Raw genomic sequence first — 21723 nt, 5'->3', positions numbered from 1 at the left:
CATATTTGATGTTTTTCCTTAACAAATGAAATATTATGATCCACGGGGATGAGATGGAGGAATACGCTACATTTTACCGCAGACCATGTGGTGCTGACTACTAGCCCCATAACGATACATTTTATCTAATTATAAAATAATCAAACACAATCGTTTTTTGGTATAAAAAACCTAAAAAACAACTAGTCTTTTTCCAAAGATAAAATTCAACATATACAAAAGGAATTCTTTCAAATGAGAATATTAAGCCACTTACGAGCTCATTTATTCAACAATAATATAAATTCCGCTTATAAACTAGCGTTGAAAGACCCAAAAAAATATAGCGCCTTTGCAACTTCAATAATTAATAAAAAAAATGAAATAGCGGATGAAAAAATAATAAAAATGCAGAAAAAAAACAGAGAAATAGAATCAATAACAGAACATATATCTTCGATAGAAAGATATATACATGGGAATAACATCAATAGAATAGAAATGACAGAAAAATACATATATGAGAACAATAAAAAAATAGATAGAATAAATTTCATTATGGGCAAAAAAAAATTGCAATCGTCGAATTTAACAACAACGCCACCTTGCCCCGATAACATAAATACAACACTTTTACCTTGCACACAAAACCATGCAACAGTCTATCTCGGGAAATATTATTGGCGCAGCCAGTATTGAAATGAACGGCATATAAAAATCAGAGCGTATGCCCACAACCCTCAATATAAAATTGAGAAAACCAATCTTTCGTTTACAACAGATTGGTTTTCTCATGCACAATCTGCTCTACTTTCTTTCAAGTAAAATCAAGATATTAGGATTGAACAAATTTCAACGTTTCATCAAGGACGAACTTCAACGATGTTACGCCATCTGGGAAGGAAAACTGGGTTGGGCTACTGACAAACGTTCCCTGGACAGCAACACCCTGTTCTGAATCAGTGGTACAAATCCAATAGATAGGGTGTGTATCAAACAAGAAATTCCCGTTTGGTTTGCCTTGCATGGCAAATGTCGGCAAAGCATTCATATAAACAGCAAAACTCAACGAGCTTGAATCTCTTACAGTAAATGATGTATCTGTATTTATTAGCATACTGCCACTAGGTATCGTTTTATCATAGTACGCCAACGGTGATGTTTGGAACTGGTCACTGGAGTAATGAACTCCCATCGCATTTTGTCCTCCGGCCGTTGTAGGATTCATATTTTGAATCGGCCCACCAGATTGCCACTGAACTCCCGGAGCCAAGGGCTGCTCACTTGTCCCCCAGTTCAGTGCCCAATCGACGGACCAATTGTAGGTATTAGTATTTCCATCATTAACCGTTTGCCGTAACCAGACCAGAGGCAAACCATTATTGATATTAGGGTAAGTTTGATAGATGGCAATATTTGCTGCAGCGCCACTGTCATTTAACACAGAAATATTATAGGAAGACATAGTTTATTTCCTTTCAATATGTAATTGAGGGGTGGAAAGGCATTTAAACCCGTGTAAAGATATATTCCAATCCAGAAGGAACAGTTTAATTATTGTCAAACATTCATATTTTGCAAATATATTTTTAAATTAAAAATCACTCCAAAATAAATAGTGAGTGAAGTAATTATTTATCACTAACGTCATTTGAAAATAAAAATATCATGAATGTATTTAATGGGATGCAAATAACAAAAAAACCATTAAAATTAATTATTTAACTTTCAATTACCACTATTTAAATGCACTTAATATCACATAAAACAGACAAATAAAAAACACTTCCACATCAATATAGTTGATACACATAAATCATCATGTAATTCTATGAAATCTCATTCAAACCATAAATAAAAACACGATTAATTATAATTACAAACAACCATTTAAATATTAAATTAGTCAACATAAAATTATAATATATCTATGAGGAAATATTTTCATCGCTATAGTTTTATAATTTATAGGCGTTTAAAGTAAAGGATTTATACTCATAATGGCTTTACGCTATGACTCTGTAACACGCTTGATTCACCACTTTTTTGTCACTACCCTTTACTGATTAAAATACAACCAAATCGAACTCATCATGAATAAATCGCATTTCATTGAAACTCATATCTTGCGAGTTCTGAAAGAAGCTTGAGGTCGCGGGCGTGTACCTCAAGGACGGCGATCAATTACAATTGGAAACGCCAATATAGAGTCCTATGATGTCAAATGTATGAAAGAGGTGGTTCAAGTACCTGCACTCCGTATTGTACATGTCCCCAGCGATTAAATACAAACAGAGGCTACTCAAGCGGCAACGGTCAAAAATGTACTGCCACCTTAGCTAAATGATCTGAGCTGCACGACATAATGCTCTATATGTACCTGCTCCGAACATTGTCTGAAATGCATGTGTTAACAGAAGACTGGCGCACAAAATATAACGAGAAACACCTACATAGCTCACAGGGTAATATGCCCCCATTATTTATACGAGGAAAAATTGGCAGAGTTTCATTATTAACTGGATTAACTGGGAGGTACTCAAAACTAGGGAGCTACATAGACTACTAGGTCTCAATGTAAAATGGATAAAACCAATCTGTCGTTTATTACAGATCGGTTTTATCATACGTAAAATGCCCTATTTTTTTCCGAAGAAGATTACAATATTAGGATTGAACAAACTTTAACGTTTCATCAAGTGTGAAATTCAACGATGTTACGCCATCTGGGAAGGAAAACTGAGTTGGGCTACTGACAAATGTACCTTGGACAGCAACACCTTGTTTTGAATCAGTGGTACAAATCCAATAGACGGGGTGTGTATCAAACAAGAAATTCCCGTTTGGCTTGCCTCTCATAGCAAATGTCGGCAAAGAATTCATGTAAACAGCAAAACTCAGCGCCTTTGACTCTGTTACGGTAAATGATGAATCTGTATTTATTAGCATACTGCCACTAGGTACACTTCTATCATTGTGCGCCAACGGTGATGTTTGGAACTGACCGCCGGAAGCACGGACGCCCATCGCATTTGTCCCAGAAGCCGTAGTAGGATCCATCGCTTGAATTGGCCCACCAGAATTCCATTGAACCCCCGGAGCCAAGGGCTGCTCACTTGTCCCCCAATTCAAAGCCCAATCGACGGTCCAATTGTAGGTATTAGTATTTCCATTGTTGACCGTTTGCCGTAACCAGACCAAAGGCAAGCCACTCACAACATTAGGGTAAGTTTGATAGATAGCAATGTTTGCTGCGTCACCGCTTTTATTTAATACAGAAATATTATAAGAGGACATAATTTATTTCCTTTCAATATAGATGAGGTGTGGGAGCGATATTCCAATCTAGAAGGAACAATTTAATTATTGCCAATATCTCTAACTTTGCAAATATATTTCTCAATTAAAAAAAATAAAAAATATTTAGTAACGAAGCTAATTGTTATTTTAAATAATATACACAAAAAAACAAACTCGCACATATACACTATAAATAATTAATTACTTTTAAATTATTAACAAGCTATCATTATTAAATGAAAATTAATTCACCGATACTTACTTATACACTTAACTTTATTTAAAAACCCCATTCTATTTCTCAGAGTATATATTTTTAAATTAATATATCGGTTATTTTTACACAAATAAATCAAATTTAAGAAGAAGAACACTTTTCGGACGAGATGCTTAACTCGAACTCTTTACGTCAGAATGTTGCATTCAATACGTTAAACTCACAGCGAAACAGACACTATTAGAAACCATTTCGGCGCTCTGCTCTTTGATAGCCGGTTTGCAAGGTTCATAGGTATACACATGGTGGTCGTCATCACCTTTAAGGACTCAGACTATGGTGATAAACCTAAGCAGACCAGCAACAGAGACAACGGACATTAATGCCGATCATGAAAGAGCTTTAGAAGCAAGAACTGCATACTGAGCCACAATAATGAGAGGCATCATCCTGATAATGCCTATTGAGATAGGTTCTTATAGCTCAACATAAAATTGAGAAAACCAATCTATCGTTTACGACAGATTGGTTTTCTTATGCACACGTGGCTCTATTTTCTTCTGAAGAAAACCACAATATTAGGATTGAACAAACTTCAACGTTTCATCAAGTGTGAAATTCAACGATGTTACACCATCAGGGAAGGAAAACTGGGTTGGACTACTGACAAATGTACCCTGAACAGCAACGCCCACTTTTGAATCAGTACAGCAAATCCAATAGACGGGGTGTGTATCAAACAAGAAATTCCCATTTGGTTTGCCTTGCATAGCAAATGTCGGCAAAGCATTCATGTAAACAGCAATACTCATCGCTTTTGATTCTGTTACGGTAAATGATGTATCTGTACTTATTAGCATACTGCCACTAGGTACATCTTTATTATAATGTCCCAAAGGCGATGTTTGGAACTGACCACCGGAGTAACTAACACCCATCGCATTTTTTCCTTCAGACACGGTAGGATTCATGTTTTGCATCGGCCCACCGGATTGCCATTGAACTCCTGGGGCCAAGGGCTGCTCAGTTGTCCCCCAATTCAGCGCCCAATCAATGGACCAATTGTAGGTATTGATATTTCCATCGTTGACCGTTTGTCGTAACCAGACCAAGGGCAAACCACTGGTGATATTAGGGTAAGTTTGATAGATAGCAATGTTTGCTTCATCACCACTTTTATTTAACACTGAAATATTATAAGAAGACATAGTTTTATTTCCTTTCAATATCAATGAGGTATGGGAACGGCATTTAAAGCCAAATTAAAAAACCCCGTTCCGGAAAGAACAATTTAATTATTGTCAACATCTCATATTTTGCAAATGTGTTTTTAAAATTTAAAAAACAACACCTCCCTATTTAATAGGTAATAAAATAGTTATTTATAAATTTAATAATAGGCACGTAAATAATTACCACAATAAATTCAATGAGAGGTAATAATGCTAATTAAATGGTGACTTAGTGTTGCACTTAGAGGAGGCAGTAATTTAAATGTTGTCATTGCCTGTTTTTGATATGTTCACTCCAACAACGGAGACAGGCAAAATATGGACGAAAAGAAGCTTAAGGCACTCGCTGCCGAATTGGCCAAAGGCCTCAAAACAGATGCGGAACTCACCGACCATCTCGGTCACGAGAAAAACACACCTAAAACAGGCTCTAATACCCGAAACGGTTACTCGACAAAAACGTGGCTCTGCGATGACGGTGAGCTTGAAATCAATACACCACGTGACCGTGAAAGCTCTTTTTCAGTTAATTAAGAAAAATCAGACGCGCATCACGCAGATGTCTCGCCCACGCTGATATCCAAAGTGACTGATGCCGTTAAAGAACAGGTGGCCGAATGGCAAAATCTTCCGTTAGACTCGCTGTATCCCATTGTTTATCTTGACTGTATCGTGGTGAAGGTTCGGCACAGTGGCAGCGTGATAAACAAGGCGGAGTTCCTCGCGCTGGGCATGTGGCAGAAAATGAAGGCGCGAAGTTCTGGTTGAGTGTCCTGACTGAGCTTAAAAATCGGGGGCTTCAGGATATTCTCATTGCCTGCGTGGACGGTCTGAAAGGCTTCCCGGATGCGATAAACCGCGTGTATCCCCAGACACATATCCAGTTGTGCATCATCCACATGGTGCGCAACTGCCTGAAATACGTGTCGTGGAAAGATTACAAAGGGGTCACCTGCGGGTTGAAAGCGGTGTCTCAGGCTTCTCCGCGCTGATGGCGCTGGATGAATTCTCCTGTGTCTGGGATGATAAATACCTTCTTTGGCTACCCGCCGGATATTCGCAAGGCTATTGACACCACTAACGACGACTCTGTGCGGAAGGTTATTTATCTGGCGATACAATCGGCGTCAAAAAAATGGAGCATGCCGCTCCAGAACTGGCGGCTGGCGATGAGCCGTTTTATTATTGAGTTCGGTGATCGCCTGGACGACCACCTTTAATCGGATGGCAATTACACTGGATTATTTACAGAACCAGCCTGTTACGAACGCATACGGCCCCAACTATACGAAGGGAGTACTTATTCACGCGCAATGAGGCGCTATTTTCTCCTTAAGGAGGCTAAAATATTATTTCTTAATAAATCTCAACGTTTCATTGAGTGTGAAACTTAACGACTTTACACCATCAGGGAAGGAAAGCTGGGTTGGGCTGCTGACAAACGTGCCCTGAACAGCAACCCCTTGTTTTGAATCTGTGCAACAAATCCAATAGACGGGGTGTGTATCAAACACAAAATTTCCATTTGGTTTACCTTGCATAGCAAATGCAGGCAAAGAATTCATATAAACAGCAAGGCTTAGCGCTTTTGAATCTCTTACGGTAAATGATGTATCTGTATTTATTAACATACTGCCACTAGGTACGTTTTCATCATAGTACGCCAAAGGTGATGTTTGGAACTGACCATCGGAATAACGGATTCCCATCGCGTTGTATCCACTGGACGTTGTAGGGTCCATGCTTTGTATCGGCCCACCAGAGCGCCATTGAACCCCCGGAGCCAAAGGCTGCTCAGTTGTCCCCCAATTCAAAGCCCAGTCGACGGACCAACTGTAGACATTGGTATTTCCATCGTTGATCGTTTGGCGTAGCCAAACCAGAGGCAAACCATTGGTGATATTAGGGTAAGTTTGATAGATGGCAATGCTTGCTGCAGCACCACTTTCATTTGACACAGAGATATTATAGGAAGACATGAAATTATTTCCTTTCAATATACATGAGATATGGGGACGGTAGTTAAAGATAGCTTAAAATACATTCCCATCTAGAATTAACAATTTAAGTATTGTCAAAAGCTTGTGCTTTGCAAATGTATTTTTAAATCCCATCCCTATTAAATAGGAAAATAAACAATTACAATCTGAATACTCAACACATAAAAAAGCATAACGACACACTCGAAAAAACACAACCCAGCAACCACTAACGACGCGATATCATTAGCCAGATATATTTATTCACACCTACCACGTCTTTAATACAATTAATTTAAAATGGTCAATGCAAATACAACTTAAAGTCATTAATGCCCACGCTCATTATATAACCGGGTAATTATTTAAATATAAACCTAGATAATTAATATTGTTTTCCATATTTATTGAGGATACTTAGCTTTACGTAGTAAGAATATTACGCTTTCCAATATGAACATATTTATCACTACCGAGCAAAAAAACAAACGCTATCGTCCGCATCAAAGCTGCCTCTTTTTCCTCCTAAGGCGCGCGGCCTTGTAGGTTGAAGCGCCCGTTAGCGACTCCACCAGCATTGAAGCAGTATGCCTGTAGTGGTTACCCCAAAGATATCAGCACCAGTCTGTCGCCCACAATAATCGACTCGATTTCTTTAAACGGGCTGATAGTCTGCAAACAAAGTCATATTTTTAATATCGACACGTACGCGCAAACGAAAGACGCTCAGAGGCTTTGAAATCCAACAGCGTGTCGTCAAGGTCGAACAGGAAATGGCGGTATTTCATAAATGTTGGTTACTCTGCATCAAGGAATCACTTCTGACGGAGACGGACTGCGCTGGCTTAGCGGCGGTCAGCGCACGGTTAACGCCCAGAAGCACAACGAGGAATGATAGCGTCAATAGCCCGATCATCACCCACGGAAACGCGCCCGGGCCTGCGCTGCTGAGAAGTAATCCTCCAATGACGCCCCCTGAGGCCACCGCGGTGTTCCACGATGTGGTAGACATCGACTGTGCGACGTCCACAGCGTCAGAAGAAAGGTGAGTCATTGCCGTTTGCGTGACGACGGAGAATCCCCCGAAAGAGATGCCCCACATAAAGACTGCCAGAATCAGAATGACCTGTACATCGGACCAAAGGCCCAGAAGGAGCGTCGCCGCGGCGAATAAGAACACCTCAGCAGGGCCGAGACGCTTAAGATTTCCATCGACGATAATGCCTGACAGTACAAGGCCAAAGACCGCACCCGCACCGAAAATGAACAACACACCGTTGAGCCAGTCCCCCATGGCGGAAGCCACAAGGAAAGGCTCGATATAAATATACAGAATATTGTGCGTGACGATGTAAGTAAGGATCAGCGCAAGCGTCGCCCCGACGCCACGCTTGGCGGCAACCTGAGGCAGCGATAGCCGTTTATCCGCCGATTCACCCGGAAAATCGGGAGCAAAAAGCACGATCCAGACCACAAGAAGCACCGCAATGACAGACACAAGTCCAAAAGCACCCTGCCAGCCGATGACTGAACCGAGAAGGCCGCCAATCGGTACGCCGAGAACCAGCGCTGCCGTAGATCCCGCACCGACAATAGCGATTGCACGCCCGAGTAACCACCGGGGAACCATACGGGAGGCGTACCCGGCCAGCATCGACCAGACCACGCCACCGAACAGACCGGCCACAAAGCGGGCAGCCAGTGATAAAACGTAGTTGTCGGAAAAGGCGGTCACCGCATTTACGACGGCAAATCCGCTAATCGTGATGAGCAGCAAGGGCTTGCGCCGCATGCCACGCGTCAGCGCCGTAGCAGGAATCGCAGATAACAGCGCTCCCAGAGCAAACGCGGTAATGAACTGGCCGGCCAGACTTTCAGAGACATCAAGACCCGTCGCGATCGAACTGAGAAGCCCTGCTGGCATGATCTCAGTGAGTAAGGTCAGAAACGCGGCTGTCGCAAGTGCGAGGAGCTTTAACACGGGGAGAGACGAGGTTTGGATTCGATTTGCACTCAAAATAATTATTTACCTGTAACACTGGCCTGTCGTAACACACGGAATGTAGTAACAAACGGAATAGTAGTAACACACTAAATTTGGCCATCTGAACAGAGATGATACCATTACATTCTTATACAAACAGGTAACATTGTGCGCAGGGGCGCAATACGCGGTGGGTAAACAATGTTGAAAATCTCTTTCTTCACTCTCTTTATCAGGTATCTAAAAGCATCGACCGTTCAGCATCCAGACATTTTTGGTCTTAAGGACTTTTCGCCGACAGAACTGGTTTCTCAAGGATACGAGTTAGTCGGCGATCCGACTGATTTCCATTTTTATGAGAAGGACTATGTTGTTGGCTACCATAATAAAAAGCTGAATATTGTTTTTAAACGCTATTTTTATCTCGATGAAAATGCCGGAAACGGTTTCTCAATAGGACGGGGTGCGAGCCTTATTTCTCTTTTGAGATGCTATAAGGCCGTTTGTTTAGCCGATGGGATTGCTGAACCTGTTTTTGATTTTTATTTTTCAGAGGATAAGAAAGAAGGAGCCGTTATAGTCGGGGATTCTGTCGTCATTCGCTTTAATCAATGGAGTACAAAAGGACAATATTCGATTGTCACTATTGAGAGTGATTTTAGTGAGTCGGCATTATTTAGCCAGGTTTCAACCAATGCAGTTAAAAGCACCCTGCGTGCTTATGACTATCGTCTACTGCTCTCAAAGTCGGCTTCCAGAAGCGAACTTAATGCGTTGAGTCGGCTAGCTAAATTTCTTTCGCTTTGTTGACCGATTAGGCAAGTTAGCGCCCCATTTATTATTATCGAACGCGTTAACTTAACAACGGCATGGAGAATAACTCATAAAAGCCTAAGACCGGAAAGTAGAATAGAAATTGGTGCATAAACAGAGATACATGTTTTTCTCAACTGTACATAATATTGGCAACGTATAATAAAAAACCAATTAAACGCCAAAAGCGAACTGCCAGCAAAAATGCTTCGCTGGCAGCCTCACTCATTTGGTGGCGTCTTCGTAGCGTCGAGCCACTTCCTGCCAGTTGATGATGGAGAAGAACGCTGAGATATAGTCAGGGCGGCGGTTCTGATAATTCAGGTAATAAGCATGCTCCCAAACATCCAGCCCCAGAATCGGAGTACCGCCTGACAGGCCAGCGAAGTCGCCCATCAGAGGGTTATCCTGATTCGCGCTGCTCTCGACAAGCAATTTGCCATCGCGCCCCACCGTCAGCCACGCCCAGCCGCTGCCAAAACGGGTCTGCGCCGCCTTAGTGAAGCTGTCTTTGAAAGCCTCATACCCACCCAGATCGCTGTCGATGGCCTGAGCCAGCTTACCCTCGGGCTTGCCTCCCCGTGCGCTTAACACGGTCCAGAACAGTGAGTGATTCGCGTGCCCTCCGCCATTGTTACGCACGGCGACTCGAATGTTTTCCGGCAGTGCCGCAATATCGGCGATCAACACCTCCACCGACACCTGCTGGTCGCCCGCATCGGCCACCGCGTTATTGAGGTTGGTCACGTAGGTCTGGTGATGCTTAGAGTAATGGATCTCCATCGTACGGGCGTCGAAATGGGGTTCCAGCGCATCAAATGCATAAGTAAGCGAAGGTAAGACGTAAGACATAGGAAACTCTCCAATAGGGAAAAAATCAGCTAATACGACGGCTTGCCGTCTCTGCACCACATCGTCATGACAAGTGCATCTGTGTTTATACAACCTCAACCTAACTTAAGGTCAGTCCTGTTATTCAACTATTTTTCGGAAAGTGAGCGAAGCGATGCTCCTCTGATTTCAGCGCGGCAAAAGCAACCCGGCCAATCAAGGCCGGGCGCTATTTTCAACACGCGTCATCGACTCGCTATGCTTGCATAAGCCTGATTGCTACCGGTTTGCCCTCTACCCTGCGCAGGCACATCGCCTCGCCAACTGCCGCCTAAGGTACGAAAGAGCGTTGCCAGCGCGATCTGTCTCTGGGTTTCTATCTGGACGAGTGTCATCTGGCTGGCAAAATCGTTACGTTGCGCGTCGAGCAGCCGCAGATGATCGTCAGCACCGCTGCGGTAACGGTCTTCCGCAAGCTGTAGCGCCCGAGAGCTTGATTGAGCGAACGCACGCTGCGCTTGTTCTTCGCGACGTAACGTGTCGGTCGCAGCAAGCGCATCCGATACCTCGCGGAATGCCACCTGAATCGCCTGCTCATAATCGGCAATGGCGATATCCTTGCGAACAAGAGACAGATCCAGATTGGCGCGGTTGCGCCCGCCATCGAAGATCGGCAGCGTAATCTGCGGTGCGAAGGACCACGCCCGCTGACCAGACTCAAACAGGTTGGACAGTTCAGAACTCGAACTGCCGAACAGGCCAGTCAGGGAAATACGTGGGAAGAACGCGGCGCGAGCAGCACCGATGCTGGCATTGCGCGCCTGCAACCGATGCTCTGCGGCACGAATATCCGGCCTCTGCTCTAGCAGGTCCGACGGCGTCCCCGGTGCAAGCGCCTGCACCAACAGAGTCCCAGTACCTGAAGACGCAGGCAGATGTGGCCGTACATCGTTCACTCCAACCAACAGTGCCAGCGCATTGCTTGCCTGACGGAATTCACGATCGATACGTTCCAAATCAGCACGCACCTGCTGGGTCTGGCCCAGACTCTCCTGATAGTCCAGCTCGTTGGCTGCGCCAAGCGAACGGCGCTGATCAATCAACCTGAGTGACGCTTCGCGCGCCTCAAGGATACGGATGGCGAGCAGATAGCGCCGCTGCGCACTATCGCGCGTCAGGTAGGCCTGTATAACTTCGGTAACCAGGCTAATCTGTGCGCTACGTGCAGCTTCCTCGGTTGCCAGATATTCCTGCATAGCCGCTTCAGAGAGATTGCGAACGCGCCCGAACAGATCCAGTTCGAAGGAAGTCAGCCCCACACCGGCCTGATAGTTGCTCTGCACCGATGAAGCACCCGGCGTACGAAGATCTTCAGGGATGCGCTGACGCATGCCGCTTCCGTCAATCTGGGCACCCGGTAATCGGTCGGCACGCTGCACACGGTACTGCGCACGCGCCGCGTCGACGTTAAGCAGAGTCTGGCGCAAGTCGCGGTTATTGTTCAACGCGAGCGTAATCAGCCCACGCAGCCCGTCATCAGTGACAAAGGCTTGCCAGTCCAACTCGGTGGTGGCTGAGGCGCTTTGTTTTCCCGACGCACCGACGTTGCTTCCCTCAGCGCCATCACTCCACTGCGAGGGAATCGGCGCAGCGGGCCGCTGATCCACGAGTGCCAGAGAGCAGCCTGATAGCAGCAGCGCCGTAGCCAAAGCCGTCAGAATAGGTCTTACGTAAACGTTACGTGGAGGATTACGCATGTTTAGAAACCTCATCATTCAGTTCACGCTCACGCTCGGAGGCGGCAGACGCACGATGGTCACGCGCCAGTAGGGTATAAATCGTTGGCAGAACAAATAGCGTAAACAGCGTGCCAATCATCAGGCCAGCGACCACCACAATACCGATAGAGTAGCCGCTGGCAGCACCAGCTCCGCCAGCGAACAGCAGCGGGATGAGGCCAGCGACCATGGCAGCAGTGGTCATCAGCACTGGTCGCATACGGATCATGGCCGCCTTGTGCATGGCTTCCATCGGGCTGAGGCCTTCATGCTTCTGGATGTCATTAGCGAAGGAAACCATCAGAATGCCGTGCTTGGATATCAGTCCTATCAGCGTTACCAGTCCGATCTGGGTATAAATGTTCATGGTGGCAAACCCGAGCCACAGCGGCAGCAGCGCCCCGCAGATGGCAAGCGGCACCGTCACCAGAATCACCAGCGGATCGCGGAAGCTCTCGTACTGCGCAGCCAGTACCAGAAAGATAACGATCAGCGCGAAGCCAAACGAGACAATCAGGCGATTGCCTTCCTTGACGAACTGGCGGCTATCGGAGAGCCAGTCTACCTGCGTACTCGGTGGCAAAGGCTACGCTTTCAGAAAATCGACAGCCTGTCCCATCGTGACACCCGGTAGCAGCACACCCGAGAGCGTCACGGCGTTCATCTGGTTAAATTGCAGTAGACGGTTGGCCTGCGGCTGCACTTGTACATCAACCACGGTGGACAGCGGTACCAAGCGGCCCGATTCGGCACGCACGTAGTATCCCGTCAGGTCGCCCGGCGCGCGGCGTTTGTCCTGCGGAACCTGCGCGATAACGTCGTAGGAACGGTCAAACCAGTTGAAACGGTTGATGTAGTTCTCGCCGACCAGTACCGCCAGCGTATCCGCCACCGCGTTCATCGTGACGCCCATCTCACCCGCTTTAGCGGCATTGATAGTCAGCCGAGCCTGCGGACTGTCAAAAGCCAGATCGCTGTCGACGAATGCGAACAGACCGCTGCCCCATGCCGCACCCTTGATCTTTTCAAGAACGCCATATAACTCAGTAAAATCTGCGGGTGAACGGAGAACCATTTGTACTGGCAAGCCGTCGCTGCCAGCAGGTAAAGCCGCGGGCTGGAAAGCGGTAACAAAGGAGCTGGTAATGCTGCCGCTACCTGCATTCAGCGAGCCTTCGACCTGATTTGCCGTCATCTGCCGCTCTTCCCAGGGCTTAAGCACAACGCCGCCAAACCCCGCATTCTGGCCGTTATAGCCATTGACCATGAAACTGCCCTGATAGTCAGGAAGCGAACGAAAGATGCTTTCGACCGCCACCCCGGTCCGCTCGGTGTAGCTCACGTTGGCGTACTGAGGTGACTTTGTCTGCACGAACACGTAGCCCTGATCCTCGCCCGGTGCCAGCTCGCGCTGTACCCCCATGAACAGAACAACAATGCCACCCAGTACTGCCACACAGACCATCATCACTGCCGCTCGGGCATGCAGTACGTAGCCCAAAAGACGGCCATAGCGCACGGCCAGATTGTGCATCGTGCGTTCAACAGCCTTGGTCATGCGGCCCTCAGACATCTGCGAGTTGAGCATATAGCTGCTCATCATGGGCGACAGCGTCAAGGCAATCACGCCAGAGACAATCACCGAGCATGCCAGCGTGAAAGCAAACTCCTTAAAGAGCGCACCGGTGATGCCACCCATCATACCACTGGGCGCATAAACCGCTGCCAGCGTGACAGTCATGCCAATGACGGGCCAGACGATCTCACGCGCACCCACGATAGCCGCCTTGCCCGGCGACAGCCCTTCCTCAATATGTCGATGGATGTTCTCCACCACCACAATGGCATCGTCCACCACCAACCCTATGGCCAGTACCATCGCCAGCAGGGTCAACAGGTTGATTGAGAAACCGAAGGCCAGCATCAGTGAGGCCGTGCCGACAAGCGATAGCGGAATGGTGACAATGGGAATGAGAACGGCGCGGAAAGTCCCCAGAAACAGGAAGATCACCACCACCACGATGACAACCGCTTCCAGCAAGGTCTTCATGACTTCATCAATCGCCGCATTGACGAAGCGTGCGGTATCGAAATTATTGACCACCTTCAAACCAGGAGGCGCGGCACGCTGCAAATCCGGCAATAATGCGTCAACGCCAGCCACGATCTCCAGCGGATTACCATCAGGCGTAGGCGAGATAGCGATAGCTACCGCACGCGCACCATCGTTCAAAAAACTGCTGTCGTAGTTCTGGCCACCCAGCTCGACTGTGGCGATATCACCGACTCGTACAACACCGTTGTCTCCACGTTTGATCACCAGATCACGAAAGTCCTGCACGCTACGCATGTCAGTAGCGGCCGTGATCGGAATCAGGTTATCACGGCCACGTAGAGCACCGGGGGCGGCCTGCACGTTGTTTGCACGCAGTGCCGCGGCCAGATCGCTAGCGGTCATCCCCCGAGCGGCCAGTTTGATCGGATCGACCCAGAGGCGCATTGCAATGGTTTGCCCGCCACCTGTCTCCGCCGACGCTACGCCCGGCACCGAAGTAATCTGCGGCTGTGCCACGCGGTTGATGAAATCCGTAATCTCGGGAATGCTCTGCTGATCGCTAACAAAGGACAGATACTGCACTGCCGACACACCGTCGGTGATCTTTTTGATCTCTGGATCGTATACGCCTTCGGGCAAGCGGTACTTAACCTGCTGCACTTTGGCCAGCACTTCGGTCATGGACCGATCCGCATCCGCATTAAGAACCAGTTTTGCCTTGACCTCGCTGCGCCCAAGCGTGGACGTTGAACTCAGATATTCGATGCCGTTAGCGCTGGCAATCGCCTGAGCGATAGGTGTTGTGACGAAGCCCTGCATCACATCCTGCGAAGCTCCGGGGAAATTAGTCGTGACAACAATCGTCGCGCTTTCCATCGCCGGATACTGGCGCATCGGTAACAAGAACAGCGCTGCGAGACCGATCAACAGAATGAGGGTACTCAACGTGATCGACAGGATCGGCCGTTTGATGAACAGATCGGTGAATGTCATGGCTGGCCCCCAGTGGCCGGAGCCCCCTCGGCAACAGGCTTATCCACCACGCGCAGATCGGCCCCCGGACGCACCCGTAGTTGGCCTTCGGTGATCACGATATCGCCAGCTTTTAGGCCACGCGCAATGACCACCGTATCGCCAATGCGCCGCCCTACCGTAATCGGCACGATCTCGGCCTTACCGGTCTTCTCAGGCGTGAACCCACGCACGACTGCGGCAGCATCGCCCGAGGCAGAAGTCATAACGGCCGAGACAGGTAGCGTCAATGCATCGGGCTCAGCCGGTAACATCACGTCCACCGTCGCGTACATGCCCGGCTGCAACGTGCGCCCCTGATTGTCCACTTTTGCCTGAATGGAAGCATTACGCGTATCTCGCCCCACTTGTGGCTCAATGGCGCTGATAGTGGCCTGCACTGGCGCAACACCAGCTGTGTCGATGCGCACCTGCACTGTCTGCCCCACTGTCACTCTCGCCAGCTCTTGCTGAGGTATGTCGAAATTGGCGTACAACTGGCTTGAATCGGTCAATGTCACCGCGACATCACCGGGGTTGAGATACTGCCCCAGATCGATGCGGCGTAAGCCAAGCTCTCCGTCAAACGGCGCACGTATACGCTTTTGACGGATACGTGCTTCTAACTGCTGAACTTGCGCCGCAGTCTGGTCACGCTCAGCTTGACGTTGCTGCAACATCTCCCGAGACGTAGCGCCCGTCCGAGCCAGTTCACTCGCCCGAGTGAGCTGACCCTGAGCGAAGCCAGCAGATGCTTTGGCCGCAGCCAAATCGGCCTGCTCAGTCGCATCATCCAGCTGTACCAACACCATTCCCGCTTTGACTCGCTGGCCGGGCTCAAATGAAATCGCGGCGACACGCCCAGCCACCTCAGCCGACAGCATCACCTGACGAACCGCACGCAGTTCACCCAAGCCCTCCAAGCTTACTGGCGCAGCCTGCGCGTGCAGTGTCGTCGCCACCACATCAATCGGCCCTCCGCCAGCCCAGCCCCCCTGACTCTGGCGCGCAGACCGCCAATACCATAGGCTGGCGGCAATCAGGGTGACTACAACACCCGCGATGACGATAGCATTAAATCCAGATGGCTTGCGGGCAGGACCGCCCGGCGATGGCTCACTCATTTTGCTGCTCTCCACATAACGTTACGACGTATAGGCATCAGGCATTCGTTGACCCATACAGCATCACCATCGAAACGTGCCTAAAATAACAGTCACTTATCGTTAGAGAACAGCAGTACACAGACACCGACGCTTGGCGCTCATTCCAAGAAATCGGTGCTTTTATAAAGCCTCAACTTAACTTGAGGTCAAGAGCTTTTGTTCATCAATGAAGTGCTGCAACCGAAGCATCATCGGCGCATAGCGGAGGGGAAGGACAGCGTGTTTCCTGTACCTGCCACGGGATAACCTCGCCAGCAGGCTCGAGTTGACTAACGTTCAAGTAAATAAGCGCCAGGCCCTTTTTGAGCCAGTTCATCATTGGGGTTACGCAGTGGACAATCCGACAACGACAAGCATCCGCACCCGATGCAGCTATCCAGCTCATCACGAAGTCGCTGTAGTTTGGTTATTCTGTCATTGAGGCTTTGACGCCAGCGAGAAGCAAGCACCTTCCACTGATCGGTACTGACTCGAACAAGAGGCTGGTAGTCGCCCAATGCTTCATGCACCTCGTCGAGCGGAATCCCAGCACGCTGTGCGACCTTGATGATCGCGATATAGCGCATCACACCGGGCGTATACCGTCTTTGGTTGCCAGGCGTTCGTATACTGCTGATCAACCCTTTCGACTCGTAGAAATGGAGCGCAGAAACCGCTACGCCGGTACGTTTAGAGACTTCCCCAACGCTCAGCAAACGCGGCAGTCCAGCGCCTTTGCCTTCTGCAACCTTAGACATCGTCAATTCCCCAAGACATGAAGTTAGGTTGAGATTTTATACGACCGATGGTCACACGGCAATCAGGGCGGGACGCTCACGCCCATCACTCTGTTTTTCCACATAGCTCCCCAGTCAACCACTGAATGTCGTCCGATTTGGCACGGCGATATCCGCTCGCCTTCTGAATGGCTATGTGGGTCAAGTTAATAGCCGTAAATTGCAGGCAACAACCTGCAATTTACGATAGGAAATAAAGAATTATTATTTCTTCATTTCAATGCTTTTCATTGCCTCTTTGCTTAGGCCATCCTTTGAACTGCTAATAACACAGTTATAAGTTTCACTTTCATTAATAACCATAAAAGTGCTCACCGGATTTTTCATTTTTTTATCAACAGAGAAAATAATATAAGCATTGGGTAAGGAACTAGGTTTGAATGCACCAAACGAGTAGCTATCAGATAAACCGAGAGGGGATAAGTCGGCCGTTAATTCCATTGGTTGCGTACTATGTGGCGAAGGGAACATGGATTTTGCTGACATCATCATTGACTGGGTATTAATGTTATATTCTGTTGTCACTTTCATGCCGACGTATTTGGATTCAGGCATATTCAGCTGTTTCTCACACATCGCATCGTGCTGCGGGCTAGGTGTTCCATTTTGCAGGACAGCGTGAATATGTTTGAGTTCAACTTGATCTTTTCCGGTATGTGCTTTTGCCGTGTCGTCAGCCTGAGCAAAACCGCTCATCATCAGCGTCGCCGTTGCTATAGCGTGTAAAATAGTACTATTCATCGCATTCATTTTTTCATCCTCATTTACCTGTAGGGACAACCATATGATCCATGGTAACAATCGATTATTTATTAAATAAATAATCGGTATGCATCATGAAATTTAAATGATATTTCCCAGATAAACTCGAATGGAAAAAGACAATAAAAATTGGCATCATTTTAAATTATTTTGATTTTATAAATTCATTCTGGTTATAAACATAGTCAAATTTCAATGTTACGTCAAAATCAAATCGATATGAAAATAAACAACATGGGTAAATATAATCAAGCTAAGTATTTAATAAAATGATTTATCTACGATATCAACGATCAAGGCACAACCCAGAGACATCACTCAGCGTACAGCATGGGTTTCTTACGCGATGAAAAAAGCAGAAAATGTCTAACGGGTTTTATACGTCAAAAGAGAAAAGGATACTGAATCAGAGAAAGAGACTAAAAGATTGGAGCGGGAAACGAGACTCGAACTCGCGACCCCGACCTTGGCAAGGTCGTGCTCTACCAACTGAGCTATTCCCGCATATCGGACAGACACTAACAGGCGTTACGTCTGATTACTGCGCACTGTTTGTATGGTGACAAACAGTGATAAAACTTGGAGCGGGAAACGAGACTCGAACTCGCGACCCCGACCTTGGCAAGGTCGTGCTCTACCAACTGAGCTATTCCCGCCCGGGGAATCTTTACGCGATGTTGAAGTTCTTTAATTGAAATTCTTCATCGGTATGGGGTGCGCATTATACGAGAAATCCGTTTAACCGCAAGCCCCCCAAAATGAAAAATTGTCTGACTGCTGATAAAAAAAACAATACGCTGGTAAAACAGGCGTTATGGCGTAAATAGCAGCAGATCGCTGCGCATCACACCCTACCCGTTTTGCTTCACCGACTACAGTCGCAGAAAGTTCTCACGGTAATAAGCCAGTTCCGCCAGTGATTCGCGAATGTCGTCCATCGCCTGATGCGTACCTTGCTTCTTAAAGCCCGTCAGAATTTCTGGCTTCCAGCGTCGCGCCAGTTCTTTGAGCGTGCTGACATCCAGATAGCGGTAGTGGAAGTAGGCTTCCAGCTCTGGCATATAGCGGAACAGGAAGCGGCGATCCTGACCGATGCTGTTGCCACAGATTGGTGATTTACCCGCCGGTACCCATTTTTGTAGAAACGCCAGCGTTTCCAGCTCGGCAGCGCGTTCATCCGTGGTGCTGGCTTTGACGCGATCCGTCAGGCCGCTGGCACCGTGTGTACGCACATTCCAGTCATCCATCAGCGCCAGTTGGCTGTCTGACTGGTGCACCGCCATGACCGGCCCTTCAGCCAACACATTCAAGTTTGCATCCGTTACCAGCGTTGCGATCTCAATGATGCGATCGTGATCCGGGTTCAGACCCGTCATTTCGAGATCGATCCAGATCAGGTTATTTTCATCTAACATCGTGGGAATTCCTGTTGCATTGTGCCCTGTCGTCGATACAAGGATACCAGTAACAATCTCAATGCTGATACCGACAAGGTGGTATCAGTTAATTAAAATCAAATAGGGTGTATTATAGTCCGTTCAAACGCGGCGAGCGACAATCCGCTGTCGTGAACGATAAATCGTCTTAAGTGAGGCTCAGTGAGCAAAAAGAAACTGTCGAAAGGTCAGCAGCGTCGGGTTAGCGCAAACCACCAGCGTCGCCTGAAAAAAACGGAAAGCAAAGTCGAATGGGAAGATAGCCAACTGGGCGATGCGCAGGAAGGCATTATCATCAGCCGATTCGGTATGCACGCCGATGTGGAAGCCGCCGATGGCGTGGTGCACCGCTGCAACATTCGTCGGACCATTTCATCGCTGGTCACGGGCGACCGCGTCGTCTGGCGTCCTGGCCATGAATCACTCGCTGGCATCAGCGGGATCGTGGAAGCCGTTCACCCTCGCCATTCCGTCCTGACTCGCCCCGACTATTACGATGGCATTAAACCGATCGCCGCTAATATCGATCAGATCGTGATCGTCTCGGCGATCTTGCCTGAGCTGTCGCTGAACATTATCGATCGCTATCTGGTCGCCTGCGAAACGCTGGAGATCGATCCGCTGATCGTGCTGAACAAAATTGACCTGCTGGATGATAAATCCTGCCAGTTTGTTGATAAACAAATGGATATCTACCGCGCCCTCGACTATCGCGTGCTGATGGTTTCCAGCCATACTCAACAGGGTATCCCTGAACTGGAGCAGGCACTCACTGACCGTATCAGTATTTTCGCCGGACAGTCAGGTGTCGGGAAATCCAGCCTGCTTAATGCGCTGCTTGCACTGGGTGAAGAACGCATTCTGGTAAATGAGGTGTCTGATAACTCAGGATTGGGGCAACACACCACCACCGCCTCCCGGCTTTACCACTTCCCGCACGGCGGCGACGTGATCGACTCACCAGGCGTGCGTGAATTTGGTCTGTGGCATCTGGAGCCTGAACAGGTGACGAGTGGTTTCATTGAGTTACGTAAACACATCGGCTCGTGTAAGTTCCGCGACTGTAAACATGAAAACGATCCAGGCTGCGCGATCAATGCCGCACTTGCGCGCGGAGAGATAGCCACAGAGCGCTTTGATAACTATCACCGGATTCTGGAAAGCATGGCGCAAGTAAAAACTCGTAAAGGCTTTTCGGATACAGATAACTGACATTTATCATAACCGTCGCTACAATGCGCCCCCTTTGAGGATAAGTGAATCCGCTTATTCTCTCTGGGCTACCGCTGACAGCGTCAAGTGTGTTCCCCAGATAGTTTTTTATAGCGCACTATTAATCCAAGAGGCTCACAGTGCTGGATAATATCAAAATCAAATTACAGTATTGGCTTCCCAAGATCTGGCTGACCCGCTTAGCGGGCTGGGGAGCAAACAAGCGTGCGGGAAAACTCACCAAGCTGGTGATCGATCTGTTTGTCCGCCAATACAACGTCAACATGCAGGAAGCGCAGCAGCCGGATACCGCCTCCTACCGCACGTTTAACGAATTTTTCGTTCGCCCTCTGCGCCAAGGCATTCGCCCTGTCGATCCCCACGCGCACCGTCTGGTGCAGCCCGCTGACGGCGTACTGTCGCAGTTTGGCCCCATTACCGACGGCAAGCTGATTCAGGCGAAGAATCACGACTACACGCTGGAAGCGTTGCTGGCTGGCAACTATGTGATGGCGGATCTGTTCCGCGACGGCCTGTTTGCCACCATTTATCTTTCGCCGCGTGATTACCACCGCCTCCACATGCCGTGCGACGGCGTGCTGCGCGAGATGATTTATGTGCCGGGTGACCTGTTCTCCGTCAATCTGCTGACGGCCGATAACGTGCCGAATCTGTTTGCACGTAACGAACGTGTCATCTGCCTGTTTGATACTGAATTCGGCCCAGTGGCACAGATTCTGGTCGGTGCGACCATTGTCGGTAGCATCGAAACCGTGTGGTCGGGCGTGGTGACGCCACCGCGTGAAGGCATCATCAAGCGTTGGACTTACCCACAGGCGGGTGAAGAAGGTGCAGTCGTGCTGGCGAAAGGCGAGGAAATGGGTCGCTTCAAGCTGGGTTCAACCGTAATTAACCTGTTTGCCGCAGGCAATAATCTCCAGTTTGCTGCACACCTGAATACGATGAGCGTGACGCGTATGGGCGAACCGTTTGCCGAAGTCCGTCAGGATGAACAAGCGCCTGTTGTTTTCCCGGAAGGAACCGAGTTGGAAGAAAACGATGCCGCACCATCTCCTGTCGCGGCAACGTCTGAGCCTGTTCAGGTTGAGGGACAACATCCTGCGGCTGATGCAGCCGGCCAGACGGGCCACAAACCCGACGCGCCGTAAATAACGTCCGACTTTCGTCGCT

General features: G+C 48.2%; 16 protein-coding genes, 2 tRNA genes and 2 pseudogenes. 6 read left to right on the top strand and 14 right to left on the bottom strand.

The window, feature by feature from the left end:
• Window positions 1-234 precede the first annotated feature (234 nt).
• Window positions 235-678, top strand: a complete 444-nt coding sequence (locus LOZ86_RS03690; RefSeq protein ID WP_039487273.1) for a hypothetical protein — start codon at window positions 235-237, stop codon at window positions 676-678.
• 136 nt (window positions 679-814) lie between these two features.
• Here LOZ86_RS03690 and LOZ86_RS03685 read toward each other — a convergent pair whose 3' ends face one another.
• Complete coding sequence (locus tag LOZ86_RS03685; protein ID WP_230242844.1) at window positions 815-1444, bottom strand: hypothetical protein; 630 nt, start codon at window positions 1442-1444, stop codon at window positions 815-817.
• Window positions 1445-2344: 900 nt separating this feature from the next.
• On the opposite strand from LOZ86_RS03685, the gene LOZ86_RS21470 reads away from it, so the two are divergent.
• Window positions 2345-2548 (top strand): integrase core domain-containing protein, encoded by a 204-nt coding sequence (locus LOZ86_RS21470; protein ID WP_072012444.1) that lies wholly within the window; start codon window positions 2345-2347, stop codon window positions 2546-2548.
• A 98-nt stretch (window positions 2549-2646) separates the two neighbouring features.
• Here LOZ86_RS21470 and LOZ86_RS03680 read toward each other — a convergent pair whose 3' ends face one another.
• Window positions 2647-3276, bottom strand: coding sequence for a hypothetical protein (locus LOZ86_RS03680; protein WP_230242843.1), 630 nt, complete (start codon window positions 3274-3276; stop codon window positions 2647-2649).
• Between the two features lie 798 nt (window positions 3277-4074).
• On the bottom strand, window positions 4075-4704 hold the full coding sequence (locus LOZ86_RS03675; RefSeq protein ID WP_039487266.1) for a hypothetical protein: 630 nt from the start codon (window positions 4702-4704) through the stop codon (window positions 4075-4077).
• Between the two features lie 342 nt (window positions 4705-5046).
• Between LOZ86_RS03675 and LOZ86_RS03670 the strand changes: the two are divergent.
• Window positions 5047-5948 (top strand): annotated as a pseudogene (locus LOZ86_RS03670) (IS256 family transposase).
• Between the two features lie 129 nt (window positions 5949-6077).
• Here the strand turns inward: LOZ86_RS03670 and LOZ86_RS03665 are convergent.
• Together LOZ86_RS03665 and LOZ86_RS03660 are read right to left on the bottom strand one after the other, a co-directional pair.
• Window positions 6078-6707: a hypothetical protein gene (locus LOZ86_RS03665; RefSeq protein ID WP_039487202.1), complete on the bottom strand. Its 630-nt coding sequence runs from the start codon at window positions 6705-6707 to the stop codon at window positions 6078-6080.
• A gap of 784 nt (window positions 6708-7491) precedes the next feature.
• Window positions 7492-8724 carry an MFS transporter gene (locus LOZ86_RS03660; RefSeq protein WP_072012443.1) on the bottom strand — a complete coding sequence of 411 codons (1233 nt, stop codon included), beginning with the start codon at window positions 8722-8724 and terminating at the stop codon, window positions 7492-7494.
• A gap of 168 nt (window positions 8725-8892) precedes the next feature.
• On the opposite strand from LOZ86_RS03660, the gene LOZ86_RS03655 reads away from it, so the two are divergent.
• A complete protein-coding gene (locus tag LOZ86_RS03655; protein ID WP_052012102.1) occupies window positions 8893-9501 on the top strand; it encodes a hypothetical protein in 609 nt (202 codons plus the stop codon).
• Window positions 9502-9729: 228 nt separating this feature from the next.
• Here LOZ86_RS03655 and LOZ86_RS03650 read toward each other — a convergent pair whose 3' ends face one another.
• The 9 genes and pseudogenes from LOZ86_RS03650 to orn all read right to left on the bottom strand — a co-directional run bounded on the left by LOZ86_RS03650 (window position 9730) and on the right by orn (window position 19299).
• Window positions 9730-10356 (bottom strand): superoxide dismutase, encoded by a 627-nt coding sequence (locus tag LOZ86_RS03650; RefSeq protein ID WP_039487206.1) that lies wholly within the window; start codon window positions 10354-10356, stop codon window positions 9730-9732.
• A 224-nt stretch (window positions 10357-10580) separates the two neighbouring features.
• A complete protein-coding gene (locus LOZ86_RS03645) occupies window positions 10581-12092 on the bottom strand; it encodes an efflux transporter outer membrane subunit (protein ID WP_052012103.1) in 1512 nt (503 codons plus the stop codon).
• Window positions 12085-15162, bottom strand: a pseudogene (locus LOZ86_RS03640) (efflux RND transporter permease subunit). Before LOZ86_RS03640 ends, LOZ86_RS03645 begins: the two are co-directional and overlap by 8 nt.
• Window positions 15159-16304, bottom strand: a complete 1146-nt coding sequence (locus LOZ86_RS03635) for an efflux RND transporter periplasmic adaptor subunit (protein ID WP_111778525.1) — start codon at window positions 16302-16304, stop codon at window positions 15159-15161. The pseudogene LOZ86_RS03640 and the gene LOZ86_RS03635 overlap by 4 nt, the downstream one beginning before the upstream one ends.
• Window positions 16305-16615: 311 nt before the next feature.
• On the bottom strand, window positions 16616-17083 hold the full coding sequence (gene soxR, locus LOZ86_RS03630) for a redox-sensitive transcriptional activator SoxR (protein WP_039487208.1): 468 nt from the start codon (window positions 17081-17083) through the stop codon (window positions 16616-16618).
• A gap of 243 nt (window positions 17084-17326) precedes the next feature.
• Window positions 17327-17872, bottom strand: coding sequence for a hypothetical protein (locus LOZ86_RS03625; RefSeq protein ID WP_039487209.1), 546 nt, complete (start codon window positions 17870-17872; stop codon window positions 17327-17329).
• A 440-nt stretch (window positions 17873-18312) separates the two neighbouring features.
• A tRNA-Gly gene (locus tag LOZ86_RS03620) sits at window positions 18313-18388 on the bottom strand.
• A gap of 76 nt (window positions 18389-18464) precedes the next feature.
• A tRNA-Gly gene (locus LOZ86_RS03615) sits at window positions 18465-18540 on the bottom strand.
• Between the two features lie 216 nt (window positions 18541-18756).
• A complete protein-coding gene (gene orn / locus LOZ86_RS03610) occupies window positions 18757-19299 on the bottom strand; it encodes an oligoribonuclease (protein WP_039487211.1) in 543 nt (180 codons plus the stop codon).
• Between the two features lie 183 nt (window positions 19300-19482).
• Here orn and rsgA point away from each other — a divergent pair, with 183 nt between their 5' ends.
• Both rsgA and asd read left to right on the top strand, forming a co-directional pair.
• Window positions 19483-20532: a small ribosomal subunit biogenesis GTPase RsgA gene (gene rsgA / locus LOZ86_RS03605; RefSeq protein ID WP_039487213.1), complete on the top strand. Its 1050-nt coding sequence runs from the start codon at window positions 19483-19485 to the stop codon at window positions 20530-20532.
• A 140-nt stretch (window positions 20533-20672) separates the two neighbouring features.
• A complete protein-coding gene (gene asd, locus LOZ86_RS03600) occupies window positions 20673-21701 on the top strand; it encodes an archaetidylserine decarboxylase (protein ID WP_039487216.1) in 1029 nt (342 codons plus the stop codon).
• The last annotated feature ends 22 nt before the right edge of the window (window positions 21702-21723 follow it).

The organism is Pectobacterium parvum, from assembly GCF_020971565.1.
In the GTDB taxonomy this organism is placed as follows: domain Bacteria; phylum Pseudomonadota; class Gammaproteobacteria; order Enterobacterales; family Enterobacteriaceae; genus Pectobacterium; species Pectobacterium polare.
This window is presented reverse-complemented; position numbering and strand designations above follow the sequence as displayed.